This window comes from Streptomyces sp. NPDC050485 (assembly GCF_044458185.1).
Taxonomy (GTDB): Bacteria; Actinomycetota; Actinomycetes; order Streptomycetales; family Streptomycetaceae; genus Streptomyces.
The window spans coordinates 74,970-101,525 of sequence record NZ_JBITHR010000028.1 but is presented as its reverse complement, the minus strand read 5'-3'; the positions used below and the strand labels follow the sequence as shown (position 1 = coordinate 101,525).

Sequence of the window (26,556 nt, the reverse complement as noted above, 5' to 3'; positions counted from 1 at the left end):
CCTGAGGTGCTGGACCGGCATCTGCACCACCTGCCAACAACCCCTGCCCAGCAGGACCCCAAGATCGAGACAGACCTAACGGAGTCCTACTAGGGGTTGGGTGACGGGCAGTCGGGTGCGGTCGGCGAGCCGGTGGGGGCGGGTGTCGTCGGCGCCGAAGGCGATTCGCTGGGGCAGCCCGGCAGACCGGGGCTGCCCGACGGCGAAGGCCCGGGGCTCCCCGAGGGGCTCGGGCTCGCGGACGGCGAAGGGGACGGACTCGGCCCGCCGGACGGGGAAGGCGAGTGCGCAGGGGGCGAGGCCGACGGGCTGCCGACGGGCGGTGGAGGCACCGGGGCGGAGGGGTGGCCGCCCGGCTGCGGGCCGATGACGATGCCGCCGCCCTGCCTGCCGCCCTTGTCCTGGTCGATCTGCCGGGCGCTGCCCGCCCCTGGCGTGGCCGGCAGCACCCCCTTCCCGTCCGGTACGGCATGGGTCCCCCGGCGGTAGAACTCCAGCCACGACAGGACCGTCCGCAAAAAGTCGGCGGAGTCGTTGTAGCTGAGCACCGCACGGTTCAACTCCGCCGGAACCGCCATGTCGCGGGAGTCCGCGCACAGATACACCCCTGCGGCGAGCGCCGCGTCGAAGACGTTGTTGGGGTCCTTCACACCGTCACCATTGCCGTCCTGTCCCCAGGTTGCCCAGGTGGAGGGTATGAACTGCATCGGCCCGACGGCACGGTCGTAGCGTGCGTCACCGTCGAGTACGCCGTGGTCGGTGTCGGGGATGTTCGCGAAGCCCACGCCGTTGAGCACCGGCCCGAGGATCGGGGTCAGGGTCGTGCCGTGCGCGTCGACGCGGCCGCCGCCCGCGTGCCCCGCCTCCACCTTGCCGATGGCAGCGAGGAGTTGCCAAGGAAGGTGGCAGCCGGGTTCGGTACGACGGAGCCGCGCCTCCGCCTGCTGGTACGCAGCGAGCACGGTGGCCGGGACGCCCTCCTGCGTCCACACCGGGTCGATCGCCCCCGCAGCGGGTGGAGCACTCGGGGACGGTGTGGAGACCAGTGGCGGGAGGTCGGTGTGGTACGCGCCGTCGGACGGGGGCTGTTCGGGCGTGGGGACGGGCCCGCCCGCCGTGGGCTCGTCCTGATGCGGCGGCGCCGCGGCAGGCAGGAGACCCGGCGCCTGCGAGGCGGTGAGGGCGGCCATCGCGGCGGCCGCGACCGCCGTAGCGGTCAGCCCGCGCCGCAACCGCTTCCCGCCCGGCAGCGCGCGCAATAAGTGCCCTTCCCCGCCGAGCCGCCCCGGGGCCTTCACGAGCCCTGCCCGAAGGTGTCGATGCCGGAGATCTGCCAGGTGCTGCCCTTGCGCAGCACATCCACGGCGAACATGGCGGCGGCGTACGACGTTTCGGGCTTCTTGCCCGCCGTGCGGGTGCTGCTCTGGTCGGCATAGACGAGGACCCGGGCACGGGAGGCGTCGATCATCTCCACACCGCTCTCCGTCACGGTCGTTGTCAGGACGAGCTTCTGGTCCTTGGCCTGCGAACGCACGGTGGCGAGCATGTCGCGGTGCTGCTGAACCGCCTTGCCGGTGAGGAGAGTTGAGGCCGCCCTGTCGGCCTGGGCGGTGTCCACATAGTTGTACGAGAACAGCGCGGCGACGGCCTTGGCGGTCTGCCCCTTGATCTCGCTGGTCCGGGCGAGATCGGTGAGGGCGGTGTTCCGCACGGCCGGATCGGACCGCAGTCCGTCGGCCCGGGTAGCGGCGAGCGCGGCGAAGGAGCCCAACAGGACGATGAGCACGCAGAGGACGACGGGGAGCCGGACGGTGGGCAGCCGGTCGAGGAAGGGCCGGACGGCGGACCGCCGTCGGCCGGGGCGGGGCGGCGAAGGCGCCCGCGCGGACTTCTTCGGGTCGGAACTTCCCTGAACCTTGGGCGAGTTGACATGTTTTCTCGTACGCTCCGGCGGCTGTTCGGTGGCGATGCGGGCGGCGGCGGTGCTCGCCAGTCGGCGCTGACGGTTGACCAGGTGGCGGGTCGTGGACATGTACGGGGCTCCTGTCCTGGCGGAAGCCTGACGGAAGAGGGCGGAAGAGGGCGGAAGGAGGAGGTGCGGGGCTCAGTTGGCCGCGTTGCTGCCGACCGGCGCCTGGCCGAGGGCGCTCAGCTTCCAGCCACCGGACGTACGGGTGAGTTCGCCGAGCATCCGGCTGTCCTTGGCGGCGGGCTGCTGCTTCGGGGCCTGCACGGTGATCCGCAGCGCCACCATCACCCTGGCCCGGCCCGCCCGGTCGTCCAGCTCGGTGACCGCGCCGTCCAGCACCTTGGCGGTGGTGACGGTCTGCGCCTGCTGCACCTGCTTCTCGAACTCGCCTCTCCCGTCGGCCAGTTGCTGGTGGAGGTCACCGGTGGTGGAGGCCTGCCACAGGTCGAGGCCGTGCGCCAGGTCCTTGTGGTCGAGGGTGGAGAGGTTCTGCACGGCCTGCTCGCCCGCCGCGAGAACCTTGTCGCGGGAGGCGGCGTAGGTGACGGCGTCGTCGTGCGCCGCGCCGTACCAGGACCAGCCCGCCCACACCGCGAAGGCACCCGCGATCAAGGTGAGCGACATCGCCACGACGAGCAGGGGCTGGGTCGTCATACGTGCCATGTTCTGTGTCATCCCTCTCGCAGGATCCGGCGACAGCGGACAGTTCGGTCGTGACGGGGTCTAGCGGGCTTGGACGTCCGTGATCTGCCAGTGCCCGTCGGCGAGTTGGGCGGTGACGGACAGCTGGGCGGCGGCGGTGGTGGCGGGCTTGCCGGCCCGCTGGGCGCGCTGGTCGAGGAAGACCAGCAGCTCCGCCCGGTCGCGGGTGAGCCGGGTGACTCCCGCCCGTACGACATGAGTGGTCAGGGTGAGCTTCTGATCGGCGACGCGCTGCCTCAACTCCCCGAACAGCGCGGCGTATTGCCCGGCCGCCTTCCCGCCGAGCAGCTCGCGCCCGGCGTCCTCGGTGGAGCGGGTGTCCTGCGGGGTGTACGAGAAGACCTTGCCGAGCGTGTTGCTGACATCGCCGATGACCCGGGTGGTGGCGACGGTGTCGGTGAGCGCGTGGTTCGCCGCGGCCGGGGGGTCGCCCAACTGCCGGGCCTGGAACAGGAGTCCACCTCCGGCGAGGAGGAGAGCGAGGACGCCGATGAGGCCGAGCGCACGGCGGACACGGTGCGGACGCGGCTCGGCCTCGGCGGGCGCGGGGGCATCGGCCTGGGGCTCGGGATCGGCCCCGGCCCCCTCGGAAGGCGCGAGGGCATCGGCGTGGCACTCGGGGGCGGGGCCCGGTTCGGAGTCAGGCGTGGGGCCGCGGTCGGGCACGGGGCCGGAAGTGGCTTCGGGAGCGGGTGCCATGGCCGTTTCGGCGAGGGGCTGATCGGCGCCGGCCCCCTCGGAGGCCGCGCGGCCGTTGTCCGGGGACCCGGGGGCGGGGTCGTCGCCGTGCCGTTCGTCGTGCTGCCCCTGCGCGGGTTGCGGCTTCGTTGTGCGCACGCTGTGTCTCCCTACCGGTCCGGGGTCAGGGCGCGGCGACCGGGACCGCGCTGAGTGCCTTGAGCTTCCAGCCGGCGCCGGTGCGTTCCAGGGCCGCTTCGAAGCGCTTGCGGTCGGTGGTGGCCGCGCCGTTGGCCGGGGTGAGCCGGACCTGGACGGTCGCGATGAGCTTCGCCGTGCCGGAGCGGTCGTCGAGTTCGGTGACGGCGGCATCCGTGACGGTGCCGCGCGCCGACCCGGCCGGTTTGCCCGCACCGGCCCGGCTCAGTTCGTCATGGAGGGGCCCGGTGGAGGCGTCCAGCCAGGTGCGCAGCGCCGTGTCGGGGTGGGCCGCGTCCAGGGTGGAGAGCGCGGCGATCTGCGCCCGGCCCGTCTTCAGCGCCGTGTCGCGCGATGTGGCGTACGCGACCGAGGAGTCGCCCCGGGCCTGCGCGTAGGTCAACCCCGCGTAGGCGCAGAAGGCGACGGAGGCCGCCAGCGCCGCGGCCATGAGCACCCGGCGCGATCCGGGCTTGTCTGGGTGCCGGGTCACTGCCGCGCCTGCCTTCCGTCGGTGCCGGAGGGCAGGCCGAGGAGTGCGGCCAGGTCCGACGGGCCGTCGGCGGGCAGCGCGGGCAGGGCCAGGGCTCCGGGGAGCGGGGCCGGCGCGGTCGCGGGCGCCGGTGGCAGGGAGCCCGGCCTCGCGGGGGCCGGGAGCTGGCCGCCGCCAGGGGCGTGCGCCGAGCCGCGGACGTCGATGCCGCTGCTCGCGGGCGCGGCGCATCGCGCCTTGGTGTTGAGGTTCGGCGTGTCCAGGGTTTCGAGTCCGTTGCGGTACGTCGTGCCGCCGTATCCGTCGGTGCAGGGAAGGGGGGCGAAGAAGGTGACCGCCATGCCCAGGTTGGCGCCCTCGCCGTCGATGGCGGTGGCTCCGACGGCGGCCAACTGCGGTAGTTTCACCAGGAGTTCCTCGATTCCGCGCTGCCGGGTGACGGCCACGTCCGCCGTCGTCAGGAGGTTGGCGAGCACCACACCGAGCTGCGGATCCAGATCCCGGAGCAGCCCGCTGATCTGCCCGGCGGCATCGGGCGCCGCGGCGATCAGCCGGCGCAGGTCGGTGTCCGAACCCTTCAGCGTGGCCGCGAGCCGCTGCGCCCCCGACGCGAAGGTCTGGATGGCCTGCCCCTCCTCGGCCTGGGTGCGCAGCACGGTTTCGCCGTCCGCGAGCAGCGTGGACGTGGCGGGCAGCGCCTTGTCGGCCGCCTTCACGAAGTCGGTGCCGTTGTCGAGGAGCACTTGCAGGTCGTTGCCGCGCCCTTCGAAGGCCTTGCCGAACTCGGCGACGACGGTGCGCAGCGACTCCAACGGCACGGACGCGGCAAGGTCGTTGACGCTGGTGAGTACGGTGGTGACCGGTGCCGGGGTCCGGGTGTCGGACTGGGCGATCTCCCCGCCGTCGCCGAGGTAGGGCGCCCCGGCCGAGGTCGGCCGCAGGTCGATGTACTGCTCGCCGACCGCGGACAGATTGGCCACCACCGCCTGCAGGGTGGCCGGGATGGGCGGCGCCGAGTTGTCGATGCGCAGTTCGGCGACGACCCCGTCGTCGGTGAGCCCGATGGGCCCGACCCGGCCCACCGAGACGCCCCGGTAGGTGACGTTGGAGTGGGTGAACAGGCCGCCGGTCTCGGCGAGATGGACCTTCACCGTGTAGTAGTCGCGGATGCCGACGTAGTGGCCGACCTCCGCGTACCGGAAGCCGGTGTAGCCGAGCACCAGCACCCCGATCACGAGGAACGCGAGGTTCTTGAGCCTGGTCGCGAGCGTCAGCATCAGCCCGCACCCCCCGTGCCGCCGACGGCCGGCAGGCCGAGCGGCGCCTTGGGTGAAGGCTGCGCGGTGATCGGCGGGATGATCCGGGTGCCGGGCACGGCCGCCACGTCGAGGTAGACGTTGAGGTAGTCGCCCTTGATTCCGCGCAGCACCTCGTCCGTGAACGGGTAGGTCAGCAGCACCTGGAGCGAGTCGGGGAGGTCCTTGCCGGAGTCCGCGAGGGCCTTGAGGGTCGGTGCGATCGCCTTCAGATCGGCCACCATGTCGTCCTTGCTCTTGTTGATCGTCGAGACGGCGACCGTGGAGAGGGTGTCGAGCGACTTCAGCATCGTGAGGAGTGAACCCCGTTGGTCCTCAAGGACTTTGAGGCCCGGGGACAGCCCGGTGAGTACCGTGCCGACCTGTTCCTTGCGGCTGGCGAGGGTCGCGGAGAGCCGGTTCACGCCGTCGAGTGCGTCGGTGATGTCGCCGCGGTGCCCGTCGAGATCGGTGACCAGGGTGGTGACGCGGTGCAGCATCGAGCGGACCTCGGGCTCACGGCCGCCGATCGCCTTGTTGAGCTCGGTGGTGATCGTCTTGAGCTGGTTGACGCCGCCCCCGTTGAGCAGCATGGAGAGCGCTCCGAGCACCTCCTCGACCTCGGGGTTGCGGTTGGTGCGCGCGAGGGGGATGGCGGCGCCGGGCCCGAGGCTGCCCTGCGCGGTCTCCTTGGTCTCCTTCGCCGGCGCGGAGAGCTGGACGAACTTCTCGCCGAGCAGGCTGGACTGTTCCAGCTGTGCGTAGGCGTTGGCGGGGAGCTTCACGTCTCCCCTGATCCGCATGGTGACCTTGGCGGACCAGCCGTCCGGCGCGAGCGACACCTTGGTGACCCTGCCGACGGCGACATCGTTGACCTTCACCGCGGCCTGCGGCACCAGGCTGAGCACGTCGGCGAAGTCGGCGGTGATGTCGTACGGGTGGCTGCCCAGGTCGGCGCCACCGGGCAGCGGGAGTTGGTCGATCCCGGAGAACGACGGCACCGAGCAGCTGCCGAGGCTGAGGGCGAGGGCGACGAGTGCCGCGACGCCCGCGCCCGCCCCCGCGGCGGCCCGGCCGCTGGCTCTCCGGCCTGTCAACGCCTCCCGGACGGCCCGTATCCGGCGCGTGGCAACGGCCCTCATCCCCGGCCCCCGCTCTTGGCAGCAAGGTCGGCGGCGGTGCCGTACACCGTGCCGACGGCGGGCAGCGGCAGCGCGGGGAGCGCTCTTCGGCGGGCTTCCGGTACCGGCACGAGCGCCGCGCTGCCCGCTGTCGCGGGGTCGCGCGGGAAGACGATGTCGCCGCCCATGCTGATCTCGTTGATGTCGCCCCGGCCGTCGAGGGTGCGGTGCGCCGGGTCGTAGGCGTTGAGAGCGTTTCCGGCGGCCAGCGGCGCGGTGTCCAGGGCTTCCGCGAGCGAGGCCCGCTGGTCGACCAGGGTCTGGGTGAGCGGGGCGAGCTTGTCGACCTCCGCCTTGAGGCTGCCGCGGTTGTCCTGGATGAACGTCTTCACATGGCCCAGCGCCGTGCCGAGCTCTTTGAGGGCGCCCGCCAGGTTGTCCTTGTTGTCGGCGAAGAACGAGGTGACGTCGGCGAGTTGGTTCTGGGCGTCGCGCACCGCGCCGTCCTTGTTCTTCAGCATGGTGGTGAACGTCTGCAGATAGGACAGCGTGGCGAAGAGGTGCTCGCTGCTGCCGTCCAGCGTTTTGGCCGCCTTGCCGAACTGCTCGATGGAGTCCCCGATCGCGGCACCGTTGCCGTCGAGGTTCTTGGCGCCCGTGTCGAGCAGGCCCGAGAGCGCGCCCGTGGAGTTCGCGCCGCTGGGACCGAGGGACTTGCTGAGCTCGGTGATGGACGCGTACAGCTGGTCGACCTCCACGGGTGTGGCGTTGCGGGAGGCGGGCAGCTCCGCCCGGTCGGCGATCTCCGGTCCGCCGGTGTAGGCGGGGGCGAGCTGGACGTACCGGTCGGCGACGACGCTGGGCGAGACGATGGCGGCTCTGGCGTCCTTGGGCACCCGTACGCCCCGGTCCAGCGTCACCACGACCTTGACCTGCTTGCCCTGCGGGGTCACCGAGTCGACCTCGCCCACCTTCACCCCGAGGATCCGCAGATCCGATCCGGCGTAGACACCGACGGCGTGGTCGAAGTAGGCGGTGATGCGCTTCCCGCCGGGGTCGGTGAACACGCGCAGTCCGCCGAGCACGGCGGCGGCGATCACCGCGAGGGCCGCGACGATCGTGAGAGCGCGTCGCCGGGTCATGAGTAGCCTCCGTTCTTCGGCGGCATGCAGCCGGTTCCCGGAAGGGAGCCCGTGGGGAGGTAGTTCCTCGGGACGAGCCCGCAGAGGTAGGTGTCGAACCAGCGGCCGTTGCCGAGGGTGTTGCCGACGAGCCGGTAGTAGGGACCGGCGAGGGCCAGCGTCCGGTCGAGCCCCTGCTGGTTCTTGACGAGGACGTCGGTGACGCGCCCCAACGCGGCGAGTGTGGGCCCGAGTTGCGCCGCATTGTCCTTGACGAGTCCGGTGAGCTGGGTGCCCAGGCCCCGGGTTCCGGTGAGCAGCGCCTGGATGGCGTCGCGGCGCTGCTTGAGTTCGCCGAGCAGCAGCCCGCCGTCGTCGATCAGAGTCTCGAAGCTGCTCTTCTTGCTGGCGAGCGTCTTCGTCAACTGCTCGCTGCCCTTGAGGAGTTGGGCGAGCTGGGTGTCGCGCTGGGAGACAGTCTTCGACAGCGCCGAAAGACCGGACACCGCGGTGCGCACATCTGGCGGCGAGTCCTTGAAGGTCTGGGAGATGGTCTCGAAGCTCTTGGCGAGCTGGGCGGTGTCGATGGCGCCGATCGTGTTGCTGAGCCCTTCGAAGGCTTGGGTGACGTCGTACGGGGACGTGGTGCGGGCCAGCGGGATGCGGCTGGCGGGGTTCTGCTTTCCGGTGCCGAGCGGGTCGATCGCCACGTATTTCTCGCCGAGCAGGGTCTTGATGGCGATGGCCGCGGTCGAGGCGTCGCCGATCCAGGCGTCCTTCACCTTGAAGGTGACCTTCACCTTGGCTCCGTCCAGGGAGACGTCGCCGACCTCGCCGACCTTGACCCCGGCGATCCGCACCTCGTCCCCGCCGCGCAGCCCGGCGGACTCGGAGAAGTCGGCGCTGTAGGTCGTACCACCGCCGATGAACGGCAGCGAGTTCGCGTTGAACGCCGCGTAGCCGATGAGAGCGAGGAGCAGCAGGCCCACCAGGCTGACCGCGACGGGGTTGCGCTCCTTCATCGGCTTGACCGGCCTGAGGCACAGCCGGGGCAGGCGGGGCCGGGGCCACCGCGGTGCGGGGAGTCTCATCCCTGGCACCTCGATTCGCTGACCGGGATTCCGGTGGGCGGCGCGCTGCCGTCCTCGGTCTTCACCCCGGACACCTTGGCTTCGCAGAGGTAGAGGTTGAGCCAGGATCCGTAACTGGCGATCCGGGTGACGGCGCGCATCTTGTCGGGCGTCCTGCGCAGGAAGTTCTCGATCTGGGGAGCGCTCTCGGCGAGGTTCGAGGAGAGTCGGCCGAGCTGCTTGATGTCCTCCTTGAGCGGCGCCCGGCCGTCCTGGAGCAGCCCGGCGGTGACCGTCGTCAGATCGCCCATCGCGGCGATGGCATCGCCCAGCGGCTTGCGGTCGCCCGCGAACCCGGAGACCAGTTGCCGGAGCGTCACCACCAGGTCGTTGAATCCGGCTTCGCGGTCGTTGACGGTGGTCAGGACGGTGTTCAGATGGGTGATGACCTCGCCGATCACCTTGTCCTTGGCGGCGACGGTCGTGGTGAGCGAACCGATGTGCTGGAGCAGGCTGTCGACGGTGCCGCCCTCGCCCTGGAGGACCTGGACGATGGAGCCGGCGAGCTGGTTGACGTCCTTGGGCGAGAGCCCCTCGAACAGGGGCTGGAAGCCGTTGAAGAGCTGGGTGAGGTCGAGGGCGGGGGTGGTGCGCTCGACCGGGATGGTCGAGCCGGGCGCAAGGGCCGCACCCACCGCACCGGTGCCCCGGCCCAGTTCGATGTACCGCTGGCCCACCATGTTCAGGTACTTGATGGCGGCGGTGGCCGTGCCGGGCAGGATCCGGCTGCGCTGCACGGAGAAGGTGACCTGCGCGAGCCGCCGGTCGACGACCTCCACGCCGTCCACCTGGCCGACCTTGACCCCGGCGATGCGGACGCTGTCGCCCTCGATCAGACCGGTCGTGTCGGTGAAGCGCGCCCGGTACGTCGTGGTGTCGCCGACGCCGGTGTTGGCGATGGACAGCGCGAGGACGGTGGTGGCGAACGCCGTCACCAGGACGAAGACCAGTGATTTGACGAGCGGACCCGCGATGCTGCGGCGCTTCACTTGATGGTCACCTCCGTCCCTCGCAGAGCGGGGCCGACGAGCAGGCTGCTCCAGTCCGGCAGGGACTGCGGGGCCTCCTTCATGCCGGGTGCGAGCAACTCGTTCACCAGCCGGTTCTCCTGCGGGGAGTTGGGCAGCCCGAGACCGGGGTCGCCGGCCGCCGCGGTCCTCGTAAGAGCGCTCTCAGCGGGGAGCGGGACGCCGAGGTACGGCACCGGGTAGCAGTGCGGTCCGCCACCGGCCGTGTACGAGGGGGTGTCGCGCCCGGGGACGTACTTGCCGAGCGAGGGCACCGCCTTCACGGTGACGTGGAGTCCCGGCTCGCCCGTGCCCTTGCCCAGGGCCTTGTCCATCGCGGGGACGAAACCGGAGAGCGTGCGCAGCGTGCAGGGGAAGGAGGCGGAGTATTCGGCGAGGAGTTGCAGGGTGGGGCGGCTGACCTCGCTGAGCCGGATGATGTTGTCCTTGTTCTGCTGGAGGAACGCCGTGAGGTCCTGGGCGGTCGTGGTCGTCCGGCCGTAGACGCCGGAGAGCTGGGTCTCCTTGTCGACCAGGGTGCCGGTGGTGGTCGTGGCGTCCGTGAGCGCTCTCAGGATGTCGGGCGCGGCGTCGCTGTAGGTCCGGGTGACCTGGACGAGCTGCTTCAGGTCGGCGTTGAGGGCGGGCAGGTCCGGGTTGAACTTCTTCAGGTGGGCGTCCAGCGTGACGAGGGTGTCGCCGAGCCGGGAGCCACGGCCGCGCAAGGCTTGGGCGACCGCGGACAGCGTCACCGACAGCTGATCCGGTTTCACCGCGGTGAGCATCGGCAGGACGTGGTCGAGGACCTGCTCCAGTTCGATGGCGTCGCGGGAGCGGTTCTGCGGAATGACGGCACCGGCCGAGAGGGCGCTGGTGGACGGGTTCGGCGGCGGTACGAGCGCCACGAACCGTTCGCCGAAGAGGGTGGTCGGAAGCATCTGCGCGGTCACGTCGGCCGGGACCCGGCTGAGCCTGCCCGGCTGGAGGGCCAGGGTCAGCTTCGCCCCCTCGCCGTCGGCGCTGATGCCGCGGACCTCGCCGATGACGACGCCGCGCAGCTTCACCTCGGCGCCCGGGTGCATCTCGTTGCCGACGCTGCCCGTCTCGACGGTCACCGTGTCCGAGCGGGTGAAGTCCTTGTCGTACACGGCGATCGAGAGCCAGATGAGCAGCGCGGGGACCAGCAGGAAGACGACTCCGGCGAGGCGGCGGCGTACGGTCCGCGCGTTCATCCGGCCACCTTCACGGTCGTGGTGGCGCCCCAGATCGCGAGCGAGAGGAAGAAGTCGGTGACGGCGATCAGCACGATCGCGTTGCGGACCGAGCGGCCCACCGCGACGCCGACGCCGGCCGGTCCGCCCGTCGCGCGGAAGCCGTAGTAGCAGTGGGCCAGGATCACCATCACGCTGAAGATGAGCACTTTGAGTACGGAGAGCAGCACGTCCGTCGGGGAGAGGAAGAGGTTGAAGTAGTGGTCGAAGGTGCCGCGTGACTGGCCCTTGAAGACGACCGTGGTCATCCGGGACGCGAAGTAGGAGCTGAGCAGGCCGATCGCGTACAGCGGGATGATCGCGACGACTCCGGCGATGATCCGGGTGGTGACCAGGTAGGGCAGGCTGCGTACGCCCATGCCTTCGAGGGCGTCGACCTCCTCGTTGATGCGCATGGCGCCGAGCTGGGCGGTGAATCCCGCGCCCACGGTCGCGGACAGGGCGAGCCCGGCGACCAGCGGGGCGATCTCACGGGTGTTGAAGTAGGCGGAGACGAAGCCGGTGAAGGCGGCGGTGCCGATCTGGTTGAGCGCCGCGTATCCCTGGAGGCCCACGACGGTGCCGGTGAACAGGGTCATGGCGATCATCACGCCGATGGTGCCGCCGATGACACCGAGGCCGCCGCTGCCGAAGGCCACCTCGGCGAGCAGCCGCTGGACCTCCTTGAGATAGCGCCGCAGGGTGCGCGGGATCCACAGCAACGCCTTGACGTAGAAGGAGAGTTGGTCGCCGCAGCGGTCGAGGAGGCTGAGGAGGGCCATCGGCTCAGCCGCCCTTCGGGGGGACGATCTGGAGATAGATCCCGGTGAGCACCATGTTCACGAAGAAGAGCAGCAGGAAGGTGATGACGACGGACTGGTTGACGGCGTCGCCGACGCCCTTGGGGCCGCCGCGCGGGTTGAGCCCGCGGTACGCGGCGACGATCCCGGCGATGAACCCGAAGATCAGCGCCTTGAACTCGCTGATGTAGAGGTCGGGGAGCTGTGCGAGGGCGGAGAAGCTGGAGAGGTAGGCGCCCGGGGTGCCGCCCTGCATGATGACGTTGAAGAAGTAGCCGCCGAGGGTGCCGACGACGGAGACCATGCCGTTGAGCAGTACGGCGACGAACATGGTGGCCAACACCCTTGGTACGACCAGGCGTTGGACCGGCGAGACGCCCATGACCTCCATGGCGTCGAGTTCCTCGCGGATCGTGCGGGAGCCGAGGTCGGCGCAGATCGCGGAGCCGCCCGCCCCGGCGATGAGCAGGGCCACGATCAGCGGGCTGGCCTGCTGGATGACGGCGAGGACGCTGGCGCCGCCGGTGAAGGACTGGGCGCCGAGCTGCTGGGTGAGGGACCCGACCTGGAGGGCGATGACGGCGCCGAACGGGATGGAGACGAGGGCCGCGGGCAGGATCGTGACGCTGGCGATGAACCAGAACTGCTCGATGAATTCCCGGAGTTGGAAGGGGCGCCGGAAGACGGCCCGGATGACGGCGGCGGCCAGCGAGAACAGCCGCCCGGTCTGGCGGAGGGCGCCCAGGCCGGGCAGCGGCCGACGCGGCGGCGCCGTCGGCGGAGGCGGTGGGGTGGGCGGGGTTCTCTCGGCTTCCGTCGTCACGGCGTCGCCCCCTGGGCGGGCGCCGTACCGCTCTCGATGGCCTTGCGGGCGGCCGGCGGCAGCTGGTCGAGCATGCCGAGAACCCGCCGCTTGCGGCGCAGTACGGCACTGCGGGCGGGCAGCCCCGGCGAGGGCTCCAGTTGCGGCACGAGGGGACGGGGTGAACTCACCGGATTCGGGCCGCTGTTGGCCTGCTCCATCGCGAGGGTCGCGGCGTCCTTCTCCTCGGACATGCCGATGGGGCCTTCCCGGCGGCCGCTGAGGAACTGGGCGACGACCGGCTCCTCGCTGGTGAGCAGCACCTCCCGGGGCCCGAAGGTGACGAGGTTGCGGCGGAAGAGCATCCCCATGTTGTCGGGGACGGTCGCGGCGATGTCGAGGTTGTGGGTGACGATCAGCATCGTCGCGTCGATCTGCGCGTTCAGGTCGATGAGGAGCTGCGAGATGAAGGCGGTGCGGACCGGGTCGAGCCCGGAGTCCGGCTCGTCGCAGAGGATGATCTGGGGGTCGAGCACCAGGGCGCGGGCGAGTCCGGCGCGCTTGCGCATCCCGCCGGAGATCTCCCCGGGCAGCTTCTCCTCCGCGCCCAGGAGGCCGACCATGTCCACCCGCTCCATGACGATGCGGCGGATCTCCGACTCCTTCTTGCGGGTGTGCTCGCGCAGCGGGAAGGCGATGTTGTCGAAAAGGGACATCGAGCCGAAGAGCGCGCCGTCCTGGAACATGAGGCCGAAGAGTTTGCGGGTCTCGTAGATGTCGCGCTCGGGGCTGCTCACCATGTCGACGCCGTTGATGAGGACCCGGCCGCGCTCCGGCTTGAGCAGCCCGATGATCGACTTGAGGAATACCGTCTTTCCGGTGCCGGAGGGACCCAGCATGACGCTGATCTCACCCGCGGGCAGGGTGAGTGTGATGTCCTGCCAGATGTTCTGCTTGCCGAAGGACTTGGTCAGACCCTCGACCACGACTTCAATTCCCATCCCACCTCCAGCAGGCACGAAGTGACGCGGGTGCACCGAGAGGCGCACGGTAAGTTGACCAAGGCCGCCGAAACAAGAACCCGGACGGCCACATCGGCGAAATCCCGTTTCCTTGTCATCCATTGACAAATTCCGAAGCCGGCCTCGCGGACGACTGAGCAGCAAGTGAGCAGTACGGCGGTGGTGCGGGCGGTCGCGGGGGGGGGGGGGGGGGGGGGGGGGGGGGGGGGGGGGGGCCCGCGCGGGGGGGGGGGGCGCCCCCCCCCGGCCGCTCCGGGGCGGAGCCCTGGCCCGGAAGGAGGGCAGGCCGGAGGCTTCGCCCGGGCGGATCCCGGCCGTCGGGGGCGCCGCCGGGAGCGTTGGACCAGCAGCGGATGCGAATCCGGACGAGCTGCCCGGGCCGACCGCACACCGGACGTTACGGCCGGGTAACCTTGCTCTGCAATACCAGTTCCAGAAGTTTCCACGAGCCCGGGTCCGGCCACCGGCAACTTGTCATCGAAGCAGTGCTTTCCCTCCGGAACTTGTCATCCGTTGAGGGGTTTCACCTGTAACCGCCCGCCGGGCCAATGCTTATGGGCCGGGAACCGGGAGCTTGAGCAGGAATGGCTGGGTTCGCGCCGCGGCATTGCGCACCAATCGACAAGAAAATCCAGCCGATTACTCATCCACGGCACAAGTAACCGCCCTGCTCGGCACAATCTTGAACGGCAGCATTGTGCGCCCATGTTTCTCGCAAGTAACGTCCGCATCGTCACGGATCGTACGTGGCCGAATCCGTACCCGTAGCTGGTGAAATCGGAGGAATTTACTGTGCGAAACGCTCTTGGAAAGCTCGCGCTGGTATGCGGCGCCGCGACGGCCGCTTTCGCCCTCGCGACCGCGCCCGCCATGGCTGCGTCGCCCACGAACTGGGTCGTCGGCCCCAACTCGCCCGAGAGTTTCACCGCCACGTCGACCAATGTGGTGCTCTCCATCAACGGCATCGACATGACCTGTACCTACGCGGACGCCGGGGGCACGCTCCAGAGCGCCACCGGCAACCCGGCGGCGGTCGGCAGCATCGACCCCGCCCACTTCGGCAGAACCGGTGAGTCGTGCACCAGCTTCCTCGGCGCGGTGGACACCGTCGCGAACACCCCGTGGACGCTGAACGCGACCGATTACGACGCGGGCAGCGGCGTCACGCAGAGCTACATATCCGGCATCAACGCCCGGGTTTCCGTGGCCACTTGCGCCTTCACCGTGACTGGCACCGCGCACGGCACGTACACCAACTCGACCGGCGATCTGGCCATCTCGGCCACTCCGACCGAGCTGACCGTCTCCGACCCGACGGCGGGCTGCTCGGGCGTGGTGAGCGCCGGTGACCACCCGTCGTTCAACGGCGACTACTTCGCGGTGGTCAGCGGCACCAGCACAGCCCCCACCATCACCGGCTCGTAATGCCGCGTGACGCCTCGCGCACACCCCGGGGCCGCCCGGTCCGGTCACGGCCGGCCGGGCGGATCCGCCGGATGCCGCGCGGGCGCCGACGGCCGTCCCGAGGAGCCGAGCGAGTGGAGCTGAACGCTACGTGAGAGCAACGCAGGGCTCGGCCGGGCAGCGGCCGAGGGTGAGTGCACGCACGGCCCTGGCGGCGGCCACCGTGGTCCTGGCGGGGGTCGTACCCGGCGCGGGACCGGCCCTCGGCGACCAGCCGATCAGTACCGAACTCGCCTACAGCTGCGCGTTTCCGGCCGGGCCGCAACCGGTGAAGGTACGGGTCGGCGCCAGGTTCCCGGACCGGGCCGCGGCGGGCGTGCCCATCCAGGCCGCCGAGGTCAGCACGGCGCTCACCCTGCCCGATGCCGCCGTCGCCGCACTCACCGCGCTCCGCGCGACCACGACGGGCGCTACCACCCGGCTGACGACGGAGGTGGCGCAGAACGGCGCCGCCGCCCGGGCCGTCTGGCAGGGCACCGCGCCCGCCGTGCCGCTCGCCTCCCCCGGCGGCGCCGTCCTCACCGCGAGCGGCGAGGTCCCCACCGTCACCGCGAACAGTCCGGGCGACCTCACCGTGACGGCGACCGGGCTCACGATCGACTTCACCCCGCGCACCGCGGAGGGCGCCGCCACCGTTCCGGCCACCGTCTCGGTGTCCTGCACGCCTGTCCCGGGCGGCTCCGGTCTGCTCGCCAAGGTGCCCGTCACCGGGGCGAGTTCCTCGCCGACGCCGTCCCCCAGCGCCTCGGCCACGGACCCCGCGAGCAGCGGGCCGGGCCGGCCGTCGGCCACCCCTCCCCAGGTCGCACCCCCCAAGCCGCAGGGCGCTCCGACGGCCGCCGCCGCGCCCGAGTGCCGGGGCGACACCACCCAGCCGCTCGCGCTCGCGGCGTACGCCACCGGGTACTCGAACGTCACCAAGCTGAGCGGCGCCTCGCTGATCCCCGTCTACTGCGCCAAGATCGTCCAAGGGCCCAGCAAGCTCAAGCGGATCGAGGTCAGGCCCGGCGTCTTCGAGCTCCATCTGCTCCAGCTGTCGCTCGGGCAGCTCGAATACCAGGGCAGCCGCGAGACCCCGCCGGCCCCCGCGACGTTCCTGACCTTCGGGTTCATGCCGACCACCGCCACGATGACGTTGGAGCAGAGCGGTCCCATGTCCATCGACTCGGACCTCAACAACACGGCGGGGCACGGCGAGACGTACATCCGGATCCCGCTGGTGCTGCACCTGAGCGACGTCTTGGTCAACGGCACACCGCTCGACGTCGGCCCCAACTGCCGTACCACGAAACCGGTGTACTCCGACGATCCGGACCCGGCGCAGAACACCAAGGACCACATGGTCCTGCTCGGGCAACTCAAGAAGGGCAAGGACACGGTCTGGCGCGGCTACTCGCTCTCCCGGGGCGGGCCGCTCACCGGCTCCGTGACCGTTCCGCCGTTCACCGGCTGCGGGGTGGGCGAGGACCTCAGCCCGCTGTTCACGGCGTCCGTGTCCGGGCCCGGCAACGCGGTCAAGCAGAACCAGGGGGCGCCGTGCGCCTCCGGCATCCCGGACGACCCCGCGAAGCTCTGCACCCCCGACAAGCAGCCGACGACCGTACCGCCGCCGCTGCGCTGAATTCCAGCCAACTCCCTTGCTTTCCATGGCCGTTGAACCACCCAACTCCCTTGCCATCCCCGGCCGTTGAACCGGCCGCCCATACGCCAAGACGTCGCGAGCCCAGACGTCGAGAGGGGACCGACCTCATGAGACCCGTATCCACCCGCCTGCGGGCGGGACTGCTGGCCGCCGGCACCGCCCTGACCCTGCTTGGGACGGTGGGCCCGGCCGCCGCGGACTCCGCCCCGGCGACCCGACTGGGCGGCGCCTGGGGCCCGTTCACCCGCTGCCCGGTCGACGATCCGGCGATGCTGGCCGCCGACGGGCGCATCGACATCGTGCAGTGCATCGCCTCCCACTCGGCCGGCGGCTCCATCAAGCTCGGCACCACGGAGGTCGTCACCGGTGCCAGCGATCTCCAGCTCGGGGTGGTGCAGCACGCCTCCGGCGCGCCCACCCTGATCGCCCCGGCGGACGGCGCGCTCATCGCCGACTCGGCCGACATCCCGGGCGGGCTGCTCGGCCTGATGTGCCCCAGCGACATCCCCATCATCGGCGACCTCTGCCGGCAGGTCACCGACAGCACCCTCAACCGGGTCACCGCGACCGTCGAATCGGCCGGCACACCCAGCGACTTCAAGCTCACGGCAGGTGCCACCACCGGTCAGCCGATCGTCGCGATTCCGGTCCGCATCCACCTCCAGAACCCCTTCCTCGGCGGCTCCTGCTACCTCGGTTCCACCAGCAACCCCATCGTGCTGCGCCCGCGGAACCTGACGGCTCCGGCCCTCGGCATCCAGCGCTTCGGCGCCAACGGCACGGCCGACCCGGCCGGCGTCATGAACCGGCTCAGCCTCACCGGCGCGAACCAGGGCGATGCCACCTTCGCGGTGCCCGGCGCGAGCGGCTGCGGGCTCGCCGGGATGCTCGACTGGGCGGTCAACCTCAAGACCGGGCTGCCCTCGGCGGGCGGCCACAACAGCGTCGTACTGAACAGCGCGTCGACCTACCTCGCCGGTCTGCACGCCCCCGGCACGGTCGTCCCCAACAACGGCAAGCTGCTCTCCCAGTACTGGCACTCGGCGGTCCAGTAACCATGGTGCCGCCCGGCCGGCTGCCCACCCGGCCCACCGCCGTCGGTTGATGCGGGCAATACCGGGTGGAGCAGCTTCCCGTTGGCTTTCCTGAGCTGCTCCACGGGCGGCGGGGGACGAACCGGGGCGGGCAGCCGGGGGGTCCATGCCTTCGCGGGCCCGGTCGATGGTCGGTACGGCAGTCGGGGAATGACAGGGAAGTTCAGCCAGGGCATGATCGCACGCGTGACCGATCCTCGCGAAGCGGTCGAGCAGCAGCTCGCCGCCTACAACAGCCATGACATCGACGCCTTCGCCGCCACCTATGCCGAGGAGGTTGTGGTCCGTCGGCGTAATGGCAGCCGACTGCAGGGCCGTCAGGCTCTGCGTGACTCGTACGCGCCCCTGTTCGCCGAAGGCCGTTGCCGGGCGGAGATCCTGGGGCGGCTCAGCGAAGGCGACTGGGTGGTCGACCACGAACTCGCCCACGGTCTGGCCGACGAGCCGATCCGCGTCCTGGTGGCCTACCGGGTGCGCGAAGGCCTCATCGACCGCGTCGACTTCCTCACCTGAGCAGCCCAGTCCCGAACTGGCGACCGCCGCGCCGCGCCCGCTCCGCCTGTTGCACATCGCCCAGGCGGTCGCCAGTTGCTCCTACGTCACGGAGAACTCCCGCCGGATCAGCTTGCTCGTGATCGAACTGCACACCGCCCTCACGGTATTGGCCACGGCCCGGCCCAGCCGGGCCGCCGCGCAAACGGCCGACAATCGATGCCCCGGGAACCCCGTCGCTCCCCAAGTGCTGTACCTCACAAGGAAGTTGTTCTAGGTTCAGCAGTCCGCGAAGGTACGCACCTGTCGGTCGGTGAGAGCGCTTCCCCACCGGCCTCCCTCCACCGGGCGCCGTAGTGCAAGGGAAGTGACATGCCCGCAGCCGCGCAATCTCCGGACACCCAGGAGCCGCTGGGACCGCTCCCGCAGGAGTTCGCCGCGATCATGCGGCCCGAACTGCCGGGACTGCTCAAGGAGATCGACGCGGAGGTCACCCGCGCCTACCCCGAGTACGCCCGGCTGCTCGAAGGGCCCTACGGCGAGGCGATCCGGGTCGGCGTGGAGCAGAACCTCACCGTCTTCGTCGACCAGGTGGCGTCCCCCAGCGCACCCTCCACCCTCCGCGACGAGATGTGCCGCCGGTTCGGGCGGTTCGAGGCGTACGAGGGCCGGACCCTGGACACCCTCCAGGGTGCGTACCGCCTGGGCGCGCGGGTGGCGCTGCGCCGGGCCAAGAAGATCGGCCGCCGCTACAACCTCTCCCCCGCCCTGATGCTCAGCTTCGCCGACGCCCTCTTCACGTACGTCGAAGAGCTGGAAGCGCTCTCCCGCGAGGGCTACCTGGAGGTCACCTCCTTCTCCGGGGAGCGCTCCGACGCGCTGCGAAGACGGCTGCTGCATCTGGTCCTCGCCGGGTCGCCGGTGCCGCGCGCGGCGATCGCGGAGCTCGCCGACCGCGCCGCCTGGACGCTTCCCGAGCGGGTCACCCTGGTGGCGCTCCGCTCCGCGACGGGGCTCACCCGTGCGGCGCTGGACAACGATGTCCTGGCCGATCCCGGCGAGCCGCTCCCCTACCTCCTGGTGCCGGGCCCGGTCGACGAACTGCGAAGACGGATGCTGGACGCGGCCCTGCACGGCCGCCCGGCCGCGGTCGGCCTGGAGGTGCCCATCGGCGATGCGTCCGATTCCTTACGCTGGGCCCGCCAGGTACTCGAACTGGCCGAATCCGGCGTCATCGAGAGCGATTGCGCCACCCTGAACTGCGCGGACCACCTCGTCACGCTGTGGCTGCACTCCGATCCCGCGCTCCTCGACCACCTCGCCCGCCGTGAACTCGCACCTCTGGACGCCCTGACGCCCGGCCGCCGCGACCGGCTCATCGAGACCCTGCGGACCTGGCTCGCCACCCGCGGCACCGCCGCCCACATGGGCGAACTCCTCGATGTGCATCCGCAGACCGTCCGCTACCGGATGCGGACCCTGGAGTCCGTCTTCGGCGACCGGCTCACCGACCCCGAACACCGGTTCGCCACCGAACTAGTACTACGCGCGAGGGACCTCGGGCACCGCGAACGGCCCTGAATCTTGCTCCCATCGGCGCCATAATCATCCGAATCGCTTCGAAAACAACGGATAAATATCGTCAAGTCCCGAGGCCGGAGCGAACCCGCCGCCGGATATGCCCGTCTGGAGGGGCGGACGTCCGAAGGATGTCCGTACCACCCGCACTACGCCAGAGGCATACCGAATTGTCTTCGCATCTGCCGGCTGTCTACCGCGGCGCCAGCGCCCCGCGCCCCCGCACCCTGCTCGACGTACTGGACGCGACGGCGGCCGCCCACCCGGGCGCGCTCGCACTCGACGCGGGCGGCGAGAGACTCACCTATCAGGACCTGTGCGACCGGATCACCGAACGCGCCGGGCGGCTCACCCGCCACGGCATCGGCCCCGGTGACCGGGTCGGTGTCCGGATCCCGTCGGGGACCTGTGACCTGTATCTCGCCATTCTGGCGGTGCTGCTCTGCGGCGCGGCGTATGTGCCGGTCGACGCCGACGACCCCGATGAGCGCGCGGCGACCGTCTTCCGCGAGGCCGGGGTGTGCGCCGTCCTCGAAGCCGACGAGCGGATACTGCCGGGGCCGGTGGCGCCCATCGGGGCCCGCTGGCGCCCCGCGCTGCCCAGTGACGACGCCTGGATCATCTTCACGTCCGGTTCGACGGGGCTGCCCAAGGGCGTCGCGGTCACCCACCACTCGGCCGCCGCCTTCGTCGACGCCGAGGCCCAACTCTTCCTGAACGAAAGCCCGTTGGGCCCCGGCGACCGGGTGCTCGCCGGCCTCTCGGTCGCCTTCGACGCGTCGTGCGAGGAGATGTGGCTGGCCTGGCGGCACGGCGGCTGCCTGGTGCCCGCGCCCCGCTCGCTGGTGCGGGCGGGCCATGAACTGGGCCCCTGGCTGATCGAACACGGGATCACGGTGGTCTCCACGGTGCCTACCCTCGCCGCGCTCTGGCCGGACGAGGCCCTGGAACAAGTCCGGCTCCTGATCGTCGGCGGCGAGGCCTGCCCCGGCGCCCTGGTGGACCGCTTCGCGGTCAAGGGCCGCGAGATGTGGAACACCTACGGCCCGACCGAGACCACGGTGGTGGCGACCGCCGCCCGGATGCAGCCCGGTGAGCCGGTACGCATCGGACTGCCCCTGGACGGCTGGGAGTTGGCGGTCCTCGACCCGTCCGGGCAGCCGGTGCCCTACGGCGCCGAGGGCGAACTGGTCATCGCCGGGGCGGGCACGGCCCGCTACCTCGATGCCGCCAAGGACGCCGAGCGCTTCCGGCCGCTCGCACTCCTGGACACGCAACGCGCCTACCGGACCGGCGATCTCGTACGCGCCGACGCGACCGGCCTCGTCCACCTCGGGCGGGCCGACGACCAGGTCAAGGTGGGCGGCCGACGCATCGAACTCGGTGAGATCGACGCCATGCTGAGAGCGCTTCCCGGCGTGCGGGCCGCGGCGGGCGCGGTGCGCGGCACACCGGCGGGCGGCCAGATCCTGGTCGGCTACGTGGTGCCCGAGCAGGACGGCTTCCGTGCCGATCAGGCGCGCGGCTTCCTCGCCGAGCGGCTGCCCGCCGCGCTCGTGCCGCTGCTCGTGGAGGTCCCCGAGCTGCCGACGCGCACCTCGGGCAAGGTCGACCGGGACGCGCTGCCCTGGCCGCTGTCCTCCCAGCGGGGGCCCGCCGCCGGCCCGGGCCAGGACGACGGCTCCACCGCGGCCCGCCTCACCGGGGCCTGGGAGCGGATGCTGGGCGTGCGCCCCGAACCGGACAGCGACTTCTTCGCGCTGGGCGGCTCCAGCCTCAGCGCCGCACGGCTCGCCTCCGAACTGCGCCGGCACTATCCCGGCGTCTCCGTCGCCGACCTCTACCGCCGCCCCGTGCTGCGCGACATGGCCCGGCACCTCGAATCCCTCGCAGGCCCCGCCGCCGAGGCCCGGCCCGTGCAGCCGGTGCCGCGCAGCGCGGGTTTCGTCCAACTCCTGGTCCAGACAGCCCTGTTCGGGATCGCCGGACTGCGCGGTCTGGTCGGTCTGGCCACCGCCGACAACGTGCTCGGGCTGCTCGCTCCGCAGGCCTGGGCGCCGCACACCTCGTGGTGGTTCGTGATCATCGGCACCGTGGTCCTGATGAGCGCGCCGGCCCGCTTCGCGATCGGCGCGGGCGCGGCCCGGCTGCTGACCCGGGGCGTGACGGCGGGTGCGTATCCGCGCGGCGGCCGGGTCCATCTGCGGCTGTGGACGGCCGAACGGATCGTCGCCGCCTTCGGTGTCCCCTCGCTCCTCGGCACCCCCTGGGCCCGGCTGTACGCGCGCTCGCTCGGCTGCCGGGTCGAGCAGGGCGTGGCCCTGCACGCCATGCCGCCGGTAACCGGTCTCGCAACGATCGGGCGGGGTGCGAGCGTCGAGCCGGAGGCCGACATCAGCGGCTGGTGGCTGGACGGCGCGACCCTGCACATCGGCGCGGTCCGCATCGGCGCGGGCGCCCGGGTCGGCCACCGCAGCACCCTGATGCCCGGCGCGGTCCTCGGCGCGGACGCCGAACTGGAGCCCGGCGCCTGCCTGGACGGCCAGATCCCGCCCGGCCGGCGCTGGCTCGGCTCACCGGCCCGCCCGGCCGAATCGCACGAGCGCATCGCGGGCAACGGCTGGCCCGCACCCCGCCGGCGCCGCTCGCGCCGCTGGGCCGCCGCGTACGCGCTCTCGCTCGGCGGCCTGCCCCTGCTCTCGCTGATCTCCACCGCGCCCGCACTGGTCGGCGTCTACTTCCTCGTCCGGTCCTGCGACACGCTCTCCCAGGTCACCATGCGCCTGCTCCTCGCCGCGCCGCCCATCGCGGTGGCCACGACGCTGTTCTCGATGCTGGTGCTCGCCGGCCTGGTCCGGATCCTCGGCCGGGGCCTGAAGCCCGGCTTCCATCGGGTGTGCGGGGGCGCCGCCTGGCGCGCCTGGCTGGTGACCCGGCTCCTGACCGGGGCGCGCTCCAGCCTCTTCCCGCTGTACGCGAGCCTCGCGACCCCGGTGTGGCTGCGGCTGCTCGGGGCCAGGGTGGGGCGGCGCGCCGAGATCTCGACGGTGCTGCCGCTGCCCTCGCTCCTGACGGTCGAGGACGGGGCGTTCCTCGCCGACGACACCCTGGTGGCACCGTTCGAAATCCGCGGCGGCTGGCTGCGGCTGGGGACGGCGACCGTCGGGCGGAAGGCCTTCGTCGGCAACTCGGGGATCGTCGGCCCGGACCGCCGGGTACCGGACGGCGCGCTGATCGGTGTGCTGTGCGACGCTCCCGCGCAGAGCGAGCCGGGCAGTTCGTGGCTGGGCCGGCCGGCGCTGCCGCTGCCCCGGGTGCCGGCCGCGGCCGACCCGGGCCGCACCTTCGAGCCGCCCCGCCGCCTGGTGCTCGCCCGCGCCGCGGTCGAGCTGTGCCGGGTGCTGCCGCTGATGTGCGGGGTGCTGCTCGCCGAGGCCGTGCTGATCGGCGAGCAGAGCGCGCTCAACCGGGGCGGGCTTGTGCTGGCCGCGCTGGCCGGGACCCTGCTGCTCCTGGTCGCCGCCGTGGTGGCGGGGCTGACGGCGACCGCCGCGAAGTGGATCCTGGTCGGCCGGTTCAAGCCCGGCGAGCATCCGCTGTGGTCGTCCTTCGTGTGGCGCAACGAGCTGTACGACACCTTCGTGGAGTCCCTCGCGGTGCCGTGGATGGCGGGCTCCTTCACCGGGACGCCGGTCCTCAACTGGTGGCTGCGCAGCCTCGGGGCGCGCATCGGGCGGGGGGTGTGGCTGGAGACGTACTGGCTGCCGGAGACCGATCTGATCACTCTGGGGGACGGAGCGAGCGTGAACCGCGGGTGTGTGCTGCAGACCCATCTCTTCCACGACCGGATCATGCGGCTGGACACGGTGCGGCTCGCCGAGGGCGCGTCGCTCGGCCCGCACAGCATCGCGCTGCCCGGCACCGACGTCGGCGCCCGCGCCTCCGTGGGTGCCGCCTCGCTGGTGATGCGCGGCGAGAGCGTGCCGCGCGACACCCGGTGGGCGGGCAACCCGATCGCGGGCGAGCAGCCAGGTCTCGACCGGGCTCAACTGCCCAACAGCCAGGGCGTAGTGACGGTTCGTCAGGGTTCCGCGCGGGAAGGGAGTGCCGCATGACCCGGTGCAGTCGGCGGTCCCTGGTCCGGGCCGCCGCCCTCTCCGCAATCGGCAGCACCCTGGTCGTCGCGGACGACGAGGCGACCGGCCGCCGGGGCCGCTATTTCCCGCAGCACGGTTCGTACGGGCACGACACCCTCGCGTACGATCTGCGGATCGCCTACGACTCGGCCAGCGGCCGGCTCGCCGGTACGGCGCTCATCCAGGCCGTCGCCCTGCGGCCGCTGGAGCGGGTCGAGCTCGATCTGGCCCGGCTCAACGCGTACGCCGCGCACGTCGACGGCAGGACCGCCCGGATCCGCCAGCGGCAGGGCAAGCTGTATGTGACGCCCAGTCAACCCGTGGCTGCGGGCGAGGTGTTCACCGCCAAGGTGCAGTACGGCGGGCGGCCCGGTCCGATCCGTTCGCCGTTCGGGAGCATCGGCTGGGACCGTACCGGTGACAGCCACGACGGGACCCTGGTGGCCTCCCAGCCGCTGGGGGCGCCGTCCTGGTTCCCGTGCAACGACCGGCCCGACGACAAGGCCGCGTACACCTTCCGGGTCACCGTGCCGCGCGACCGGCAGGCGCTCGCGAACGGGACGCTCACCGAGTGCCGCAGCGAGGGCGCCACCGATGTGTGGACCTATCACCACCCCGGGCCCATGGCCACCTATCTGGCCGCGCTCTACACCGGCCGCTTCCAGCACGACAGCGTGCTCTCGCCGGGGCCGCCCGGCGGGCCGGCGATCCCGGTGCACAACGCCTACCCGTCCCGGCTCGCCGAGGCGGCGCGGCACGATCTGGGCCGCCAGCCCGACATGCTGAGGCACTTCTCGGAACTGTTCGGCCCCTACCCGTTCGAGGCGTACGGGGCAGTGGTGGTGGACGCGGAACTCGCCGCGCCGGTCGAGAACCAGACCCGGTCGGTGTTCGGCCGCAACCACATCGACGGGCAGCGCGGCTGGGAGACGCTGGTCGCCCACGAGCTGGCGCACCAGTGGTTCGGAAACAGCGTGGGCATCCGCGAGTGGCGGCACATCTGGCTCAACGAGGGCTTCGCGACGTATGCCGAGTGGCTGTGGTCGGAACACATCGGCGAGGAGAGCGCCGATGAGATCGCCCGCCGCGAGTGGCGCGCGCTGGCGCGGCGGGGCCAGAATCTGCGGCTCGCCGAGCCGGGGCCGCGCCGCATCTTCGACGAACGGCTCTACACCCGGGGCGCCTGCACCCTGCACGCGCTGCGCGCCACGGTGGGTGACGACCGGTTCTTCGGGGTGCTGCGCGGCTGGCACGCGGCGCGGCGCGGCCGGATCGGCGACACCGCCACGTTCATCGCCCACGCCGAGGCCACGGCTGGGCAGCCGGTGCACGCGCTCCTCCACTCCTGGCTCTACGACAAGAAGCTCCCGGAACTGCCCGCCGAGGTGGCGACCTGAGGCGGGTGCCGTATACGAATTCCTTTCCGGCCACCCGCGCTTCGGTCGCTTTTGTCCCAGCCGCGACCGATATGAACACCTTGCTCGGTCCCATATGCCACCCCTTACAGTGCAGTTGGCTGTTACCGGCTGATTTCACGGGTGGTATGGGGAGGGTCACGTGCGAATGCCGCGCACCGGGCGGGGGTGGCTGTTCGCGGTGCACGTACTGCGCGGCCAGGCGCAGGTGGACTTCATGCCGAGCGCGGCGACCGGCGCGATCTTCACGCTCGCGCTGTTCGCCGCCGGGTGGCAGTACGGCCTGTACGGGCTCATCGGCACCGCGATCGGCACCGGCACCGCGCAGCTGCTCGGCGTGGACCGCGGCCGGGTGTCGGCCGGGCTCGAAGGCTTCAACGCCTGTCTCGTCGCGGTCGGCTTCGCCGTGTTCCTGGGCCCCGCGCATCCGGCCACGATGGTCCTCGCGGCGGGCGGATGTGCGGTCGTCACGGTCCTCACCGCGGCCGCCACGACGCTGCTGCGCGGCTGGGGGCTGCCCACCCTGACCCTGCCGTTCTGCCTGATGGCGAGCGCGATGACGATCGCCGCGCCCGCCTTTCAGCGGGTCTGGCACGGCGGGCCCGGACCGGCCGCGGCGAGCCCGGCCCGAGCGGAGTCCGTCGCCCTCGCCCTCACCGACGTCCTGCGGGCGTTCTTCGCGAACTTCGCGCAGATCTTCCTCATGCCGCAGTGGTACGTCGGGCTGATCTTCCTCGTCGGCATCTTCGCGGCGAGCCGGACGGCGGGGGCGATGGCCTGCGTCGGCAGCGCCGTCGGCATCCTGACCGCCTGGGCGCTCGGCGCCCCCGCCGCCCGGATCGCGGACGGCACCATGGGCTACAACGCGGTGCTGGTCGCGATGGCGCTGTGCGGGGTGCTGCTCGCGGCCGACCGCTGGAGCCTCGGCTTCGCGGTGACGGGAGCTGCGGCGGCCACGGTGCTCGGGCCCGCGTTGAACGCGCTCTTCGCGCCGGCCGGCGGGCATGCCTTCACCTGGCCGTTCGTTCTCACCACCCTGGTCTTCCTCGCCTCCGTACCGGCGCTGCCCCGGCTCCACCGGTCCGGCGCGCCGACCGTCCGGGTCCCGGCCGAACGGGCTGGTCCGACGGTGCCGCACAGCGTCTGA

General features: G+C 71.6%; 22 protein-coding genes. 8 read left to right on the top strand and 14 right to left on the bottom strand.

Annotation, left to right across the window (positions count from 1 at the left end; translation table 11 throughout):
• Nucleotides 1-89 precede the first annotated feature (89 nt).
• From ACIBK6_RS36225 to ACIBK6_RS36160, 14 genes are all read right to left on the bottom strand, one after another.
• Complete coding sequence (locus ACIBK6_RS36225) at nt 90-1,190, bottom strand: lytic murein transglycosylase (protein WP_399056742.1); 1,101 nt, start codon at nt 1,188-1,190, stop codon at nt 90-92.
• Between the two features lie 104 nt (nt 1,191-1,294).
• Complete coding sequence (locus ACIBK6_RS36220; protein ID WP_399056726.1) at nt 1,295-2,032, bottom strand: hypothetical protein; 738 nt, start codon at nt 2,030-2,032, stop codon at nt 1,295-1,297.
• A 72-nt stretch (nt 2,033-2,104) separates the two neighbouring features.
• A complete protein-coding gene (locus ACIBK6_RS36215; protein ID WP_399056724.1) occupies nt 2,105-2,632 on the bottom strand; it encodes a nuclear transport factor 2 family protein in 528 nt (175 codons plus the stop codon).
• A gap of 60 nt (nt 2,633-2,692) precedes the next feature.
• Nucleotides 2,693-3,508, bottom strand: coding sequence for a hypothetical protein (locus ACIBK6_RS36210; protein WP_399056723.1), 816 nt, complete (start codon nt 3,506-3,508; stop codon nt 2,693-2,695).
• A 25-nt stretch (nt 3,509-3,533) separates the two neighbouring features.
• Nucleotides 3,534-3,998 (bottom strand): hypothetical protein, encoded by a 465-nt coding sequence (locus ACIBK6_RS36205; protein ID WP_399056740.1) that lies wholly within the window; start codon nt 3,996-3,998, stop codon nt 3,534-3,536.
• Between the two features lie 38 nt (nt 3,999-4,036).
• On the bottom strand, nt 4,037-5,317 hold the full coding sequence (locus ACIBK6_RS36200; protein ID WP_399056721.1) for an MCE family protein: 1,281 nt from the start codon (nt 5,315-5,317) through the stop codon (nt 4,037-4,039).
• Nucleotides 5,317-6,477, bottom strand: a complete 1,161-nt coding sequence (locus ACIBK6_RS36195; RefSeq protein ID WP_399056719.1) for an MCE family protein — start codon at nt 6,475-6,477, stop codon at nt 5,317-5,319. Before ACIBK6_RS36195 ends, ACIBK6_RS36200 begins: the two co-directional genes overlap by 1 nt.
• Nucleotides 6,474-7,598, bottom strand: a complete 1,125-nt coding sequence (locus ACIBK6_RS36190) for an MCE family protein (protein ID WP_399056717.1) — start codon at nt 7,596-7,598, stop codon at nt 6,474-6,476. Before ACIBK6_RS36190 ends, ACIBK6_RS36195 begins: the two co-directional genes overlap by 4 nt.
• Nucleotides 7,595-8,668: an MCE family protein gene (locus tag ACIBK6_RS36185; protein WP_399056715.1), complete on the bottom strand. Its 1,074-nt coding sequence runs from the start codon at nt 8,666-8,668 to the stop codon at nt 7,595-7,597. The genes ACIBK6_RS36190 and ACIBK6_RS36185 overlap by 4 nt, the downstream gene beginning before the upstream one ends.
• Entirely contained in the window at nt 8,665-9,696 is a 1,032-nt protein-coding gene (locus ACIBK6_RS36180; RefSeq protein ID WP_399056713.1) for an MCE family protein, read from the bottom strand. Before ACIBK6_RS36180 ends, ACIBK6_RS36185 begins: the two co-directional genes overlap by 4 nt.
• Nucleotides 9,693-10,946: an MCE family protein gene (locus tag ACIBK6_RS36175; RefSeq protein ID WP_399056712.1), complete on the bottom strand. Its 1,254-nt coding sequence runs from the start codon at nt 10,944-10,946 to the stop codon at nt 9,693-9,695. The genes ACIBK6_RS36180 and ACIBK6_RS36175 overlap by 4 nt, the downstream gene beginning before the upstream one ends.
• On the bottom strand, nt 10,943-11,746 hold the full coding sequence (locus tag ACIBK6_RS36170) for an MlaE family ABC transporter permease (protein WP_399056710.1): 804 nt from the start codon (nt 11,744-11,746) through the stop codon (nt 10,943-10,945). Before ACIBK6_RS36170 ends, ACIBK6_RS36175 begins: the two co-directional genes overlap by 4 nt.
• Nucleotides 11,747-11,750: 4 nt before the next feature.
• Entirely contained in the window at nt 11,751-12,509 is a 759-nt protein-coding gene (locus tag ACIBK6_RS36165) for an MlaE family ABC transporter permease (protein WP_399056738.1), read from the bottom strand.
• 74 nt (nt 12,510-12,583) lie between these two features.
• Nucleotides 12,584-13,567 (bottom strand): ABC transporter ATP-binding protein, encoded by a 984-nt coding sequence (locus tag ACIBK6_RS36160; RefSeq protein ID WP_399056708.1) that lies wholly within the window; start codon nt 13,565-13,567, stop codon nt 12,584-12,586.
• A gap of 813 nt (nt 13,568-14,380) precedes the next feature.
• Here ACIBK6_RS36160 and ACIBK6_RS36155 point away from each other — a divergent pair.
• The 8 genes from ACIBK6_RS36155 to ACIBK6_RS36120 all read left to right on the top strand — a co-directional run bounded on the left by ACIBK6_RS36155 (nt 14,381) and on the right by ACIBK6_RS36120 (nt 26,556).
• Nucleotides 14,381-15,013, top strand: a complete 633-nt coding sequence (locus ACIBK6_RS36155; RefSeq protein ID WP_399056706.1) for a hypothetical protein — start codon at nt 14,381-14,383, stop codon at nt 15,011-15,013.
• 169 nt (nt 15,014-15,182) lie between these two features.
• Nucleotides 15,183-16,673: a DUF6801 domain-containing protein gene (locus ACIBK6_RS36150; protein ID WP_399056704.1), complete on the top strand. Its 1,491-nt coding sequence runs from the start codon at nt 15,183-15,185 to the stop codon at nt 16,671-16,673.
• A 128-nt stretch (nt 16,674-16,801) separates the two neighbouring features.
• Nucleotides 16,802-17,749, top strand: a complete 948-nt coding sequence (locus tag ACIBK6_RS36145; RefSeq protein WP_399056702.1) for a hypothetical protein — start codon at nt 16,802-16,804, stop codon at nt 17,747-17,749.
• Between the two features lie 225 nt (nt 17,750-17,974).
• Complete coding sequence (locus ACIBK6_RS36140) at nt 17,975-18,301, top strand: nuclear transport factor 2 family protein (protein WP_399056700.1); 327 nt, start codon at nt 17,975-17,977, stop codon at nt 18,299-18,301.
• Nucleotides 18,302-18,652: 351 nt separating this feature from the next.
• Nucleotides 18,653-19,861 carry a helix-turn-helix domain-containing protein gene (locus ACIBK6_RS36135; protein WP_399056698.1) on the top strand — a complete coding sequence of 403 codons (1,209 nt, stop codon included), beginning with the start codon at nt 18,653-18,655 and terminating at the stop codon, nt 19,859-19,861.
• Between the two features lie 128 nt (nt 19,862-19,989).
• Nucleotides 19,990-23,973, top strand: coding sequence for a Pls/PosA family non-ribosomal peptide synthetase (locus ACIBK6_RS36130; protein WP_399056696.1), 3,984 nt, complete (start codon nt 19,990-19,992; stop codon nt 23,971-23,973).
• Nucleotides 23,970-25,391, top strand: coding sequence for a M1 family metallopeptidase (locus ACIBK6_RS36125; RefSeq protein WP_399056694.1), 1,422 nt, complete (start codon nt 23,970-23,972; stop codon nt 25,389-25,391). Before ACIBK6_RS36130 ends, ACIBK6_RS36125 begins: the two co-directional genes overlap by 4 nt.
• Nucleotides 25,392-25,557: 166 nt before the next feature.
• Nucleotides 25,558-26,556 (top strand): urea transporter, encoded by a 999-nt coding sequence (locus ACIBK6_RS36120; protein WP_399056736.1) that lies wholly within the window; start codon nt 25,558-25,560, stop codon nt 26,554-26,556.

Bases quoted from the DNA above. Each gene is read 5' to 3' on its own strand.
- ACIBK6_RS36205 (WP_399056740.1), bottom strand. From the start codon at position 3,998: ATGGCCGCGGCGCTGGCGGCCTCCGTCGCCTTCTGCGCCTACGCGGGG.
- ACIBK6_RS36190 (WP_399056717.1), bottom strand. From the start codon at position 7,598: ATGACCCGGCGACGCGCTCTCACGATCGTCGCGGCCCTCGCGGTGATC.
- ACIBK6_RS36130 (WP_399056696.1), top strand. From the start codon at position 19,990: ATGTCCGTACCACCCGCACTACGCCAGAGGCATACCGAATTGTCTTCG.
- ACIBK6_RS36125 (WP_399056694.1), top strand. From the start codon at position 23,970: ATGACCCGGTGCAGTCGGCGGTCCCTGGTCCGGGCCGCCGCCCTCTCC.
- ACIBK6_RS36160 (WP_399056708.1), bottom strand. From the start codon at position 13,567: ATGGGAATTGAAGTCGTGGTCGAGGGTCTGACCAAGTCCTTCGGCAAG.
- ACIBK6_RS36145 (WP_399056702.1), top strand. From the start codon at position 16,802: ATGAGACCCGTATCCACCCGCCTGCGGGCGGGACTGCTGGCCGCCGGC.
- ACIBK6_RS36185 (WP_399056715.1), bottom strand. From the start codon at position 8,668: ATGAGACTCCCCGCACCGCGGTGGCCCCGGCCCCGCCTGCCCCGGCTG.
- ACIBK6_RS36135 (WP_399056698.1), top strand. From the start codon at position 18,653: ATGCCCGCAGCCGCGCAATCTCCGGACACCCAGGAGCCGCTGGGACCG.
- ACIBK6_RS36225 (WP_399056742.1), bottom strand. From the start codon at position 1,190: ATGGCCGCCCTCACCGCCTCGCAGGCGCCGGGTCTCCTGCCTGCCGCG.
- ACIBK6_RS36195 (WP_399056719.1), bottom strand. From the start codon at position 6,477: ATGAGGGCCGTTGCCACGCGCCGGATACGGGCCGTCCGGGAGGCGTTG.
- ACIBK6_RS36200 (WP_399056721.1), bottom strand. From the start codon at position 5,317: ATGCTGACGCTCGCGACCAGGCTCAAGAACCTCGCGTTCCTCGTGATC.
- ACIBK6_RS36175 (WP_399056712.1), bottom strand. From the start codon at position 10,946: ATGAACGCGCGGACCGTACGCCGCCGCCTCGCCGGAGTCGTCTTCCTG.
- ACIBK6_RS36120 (WP_399056736.1), top strand. From the start codon at position 25,558: ATGCCGCGCACCGGGCGGGGGTGGCTGTTCGCGGTGCACGTACTGCGC.
- ACIBK6_RS36220 (WP_399056726.1), bottom strand. From the start codon at position 2,032: ATGTCCACGACCCGCCACCTGGTCAACCGTCAGCGCCGACTGGCGAGC.
- ACIBK6_RS36170 (WP_399056710.1), bottom strand. From the start codon at position 11,746: ATGGCCCTCCTCAGCCTCCTCGACCGCTGCGGCGACCAACTCTCCTTC.
- ACIBK6_RS36215 (WP_399056724.1), bottom strand. From the start codon at position 2,632: ATGGCACGTATGACGACCCAGCCCCTGCTCGTCGTGGCGATGTCGCTC.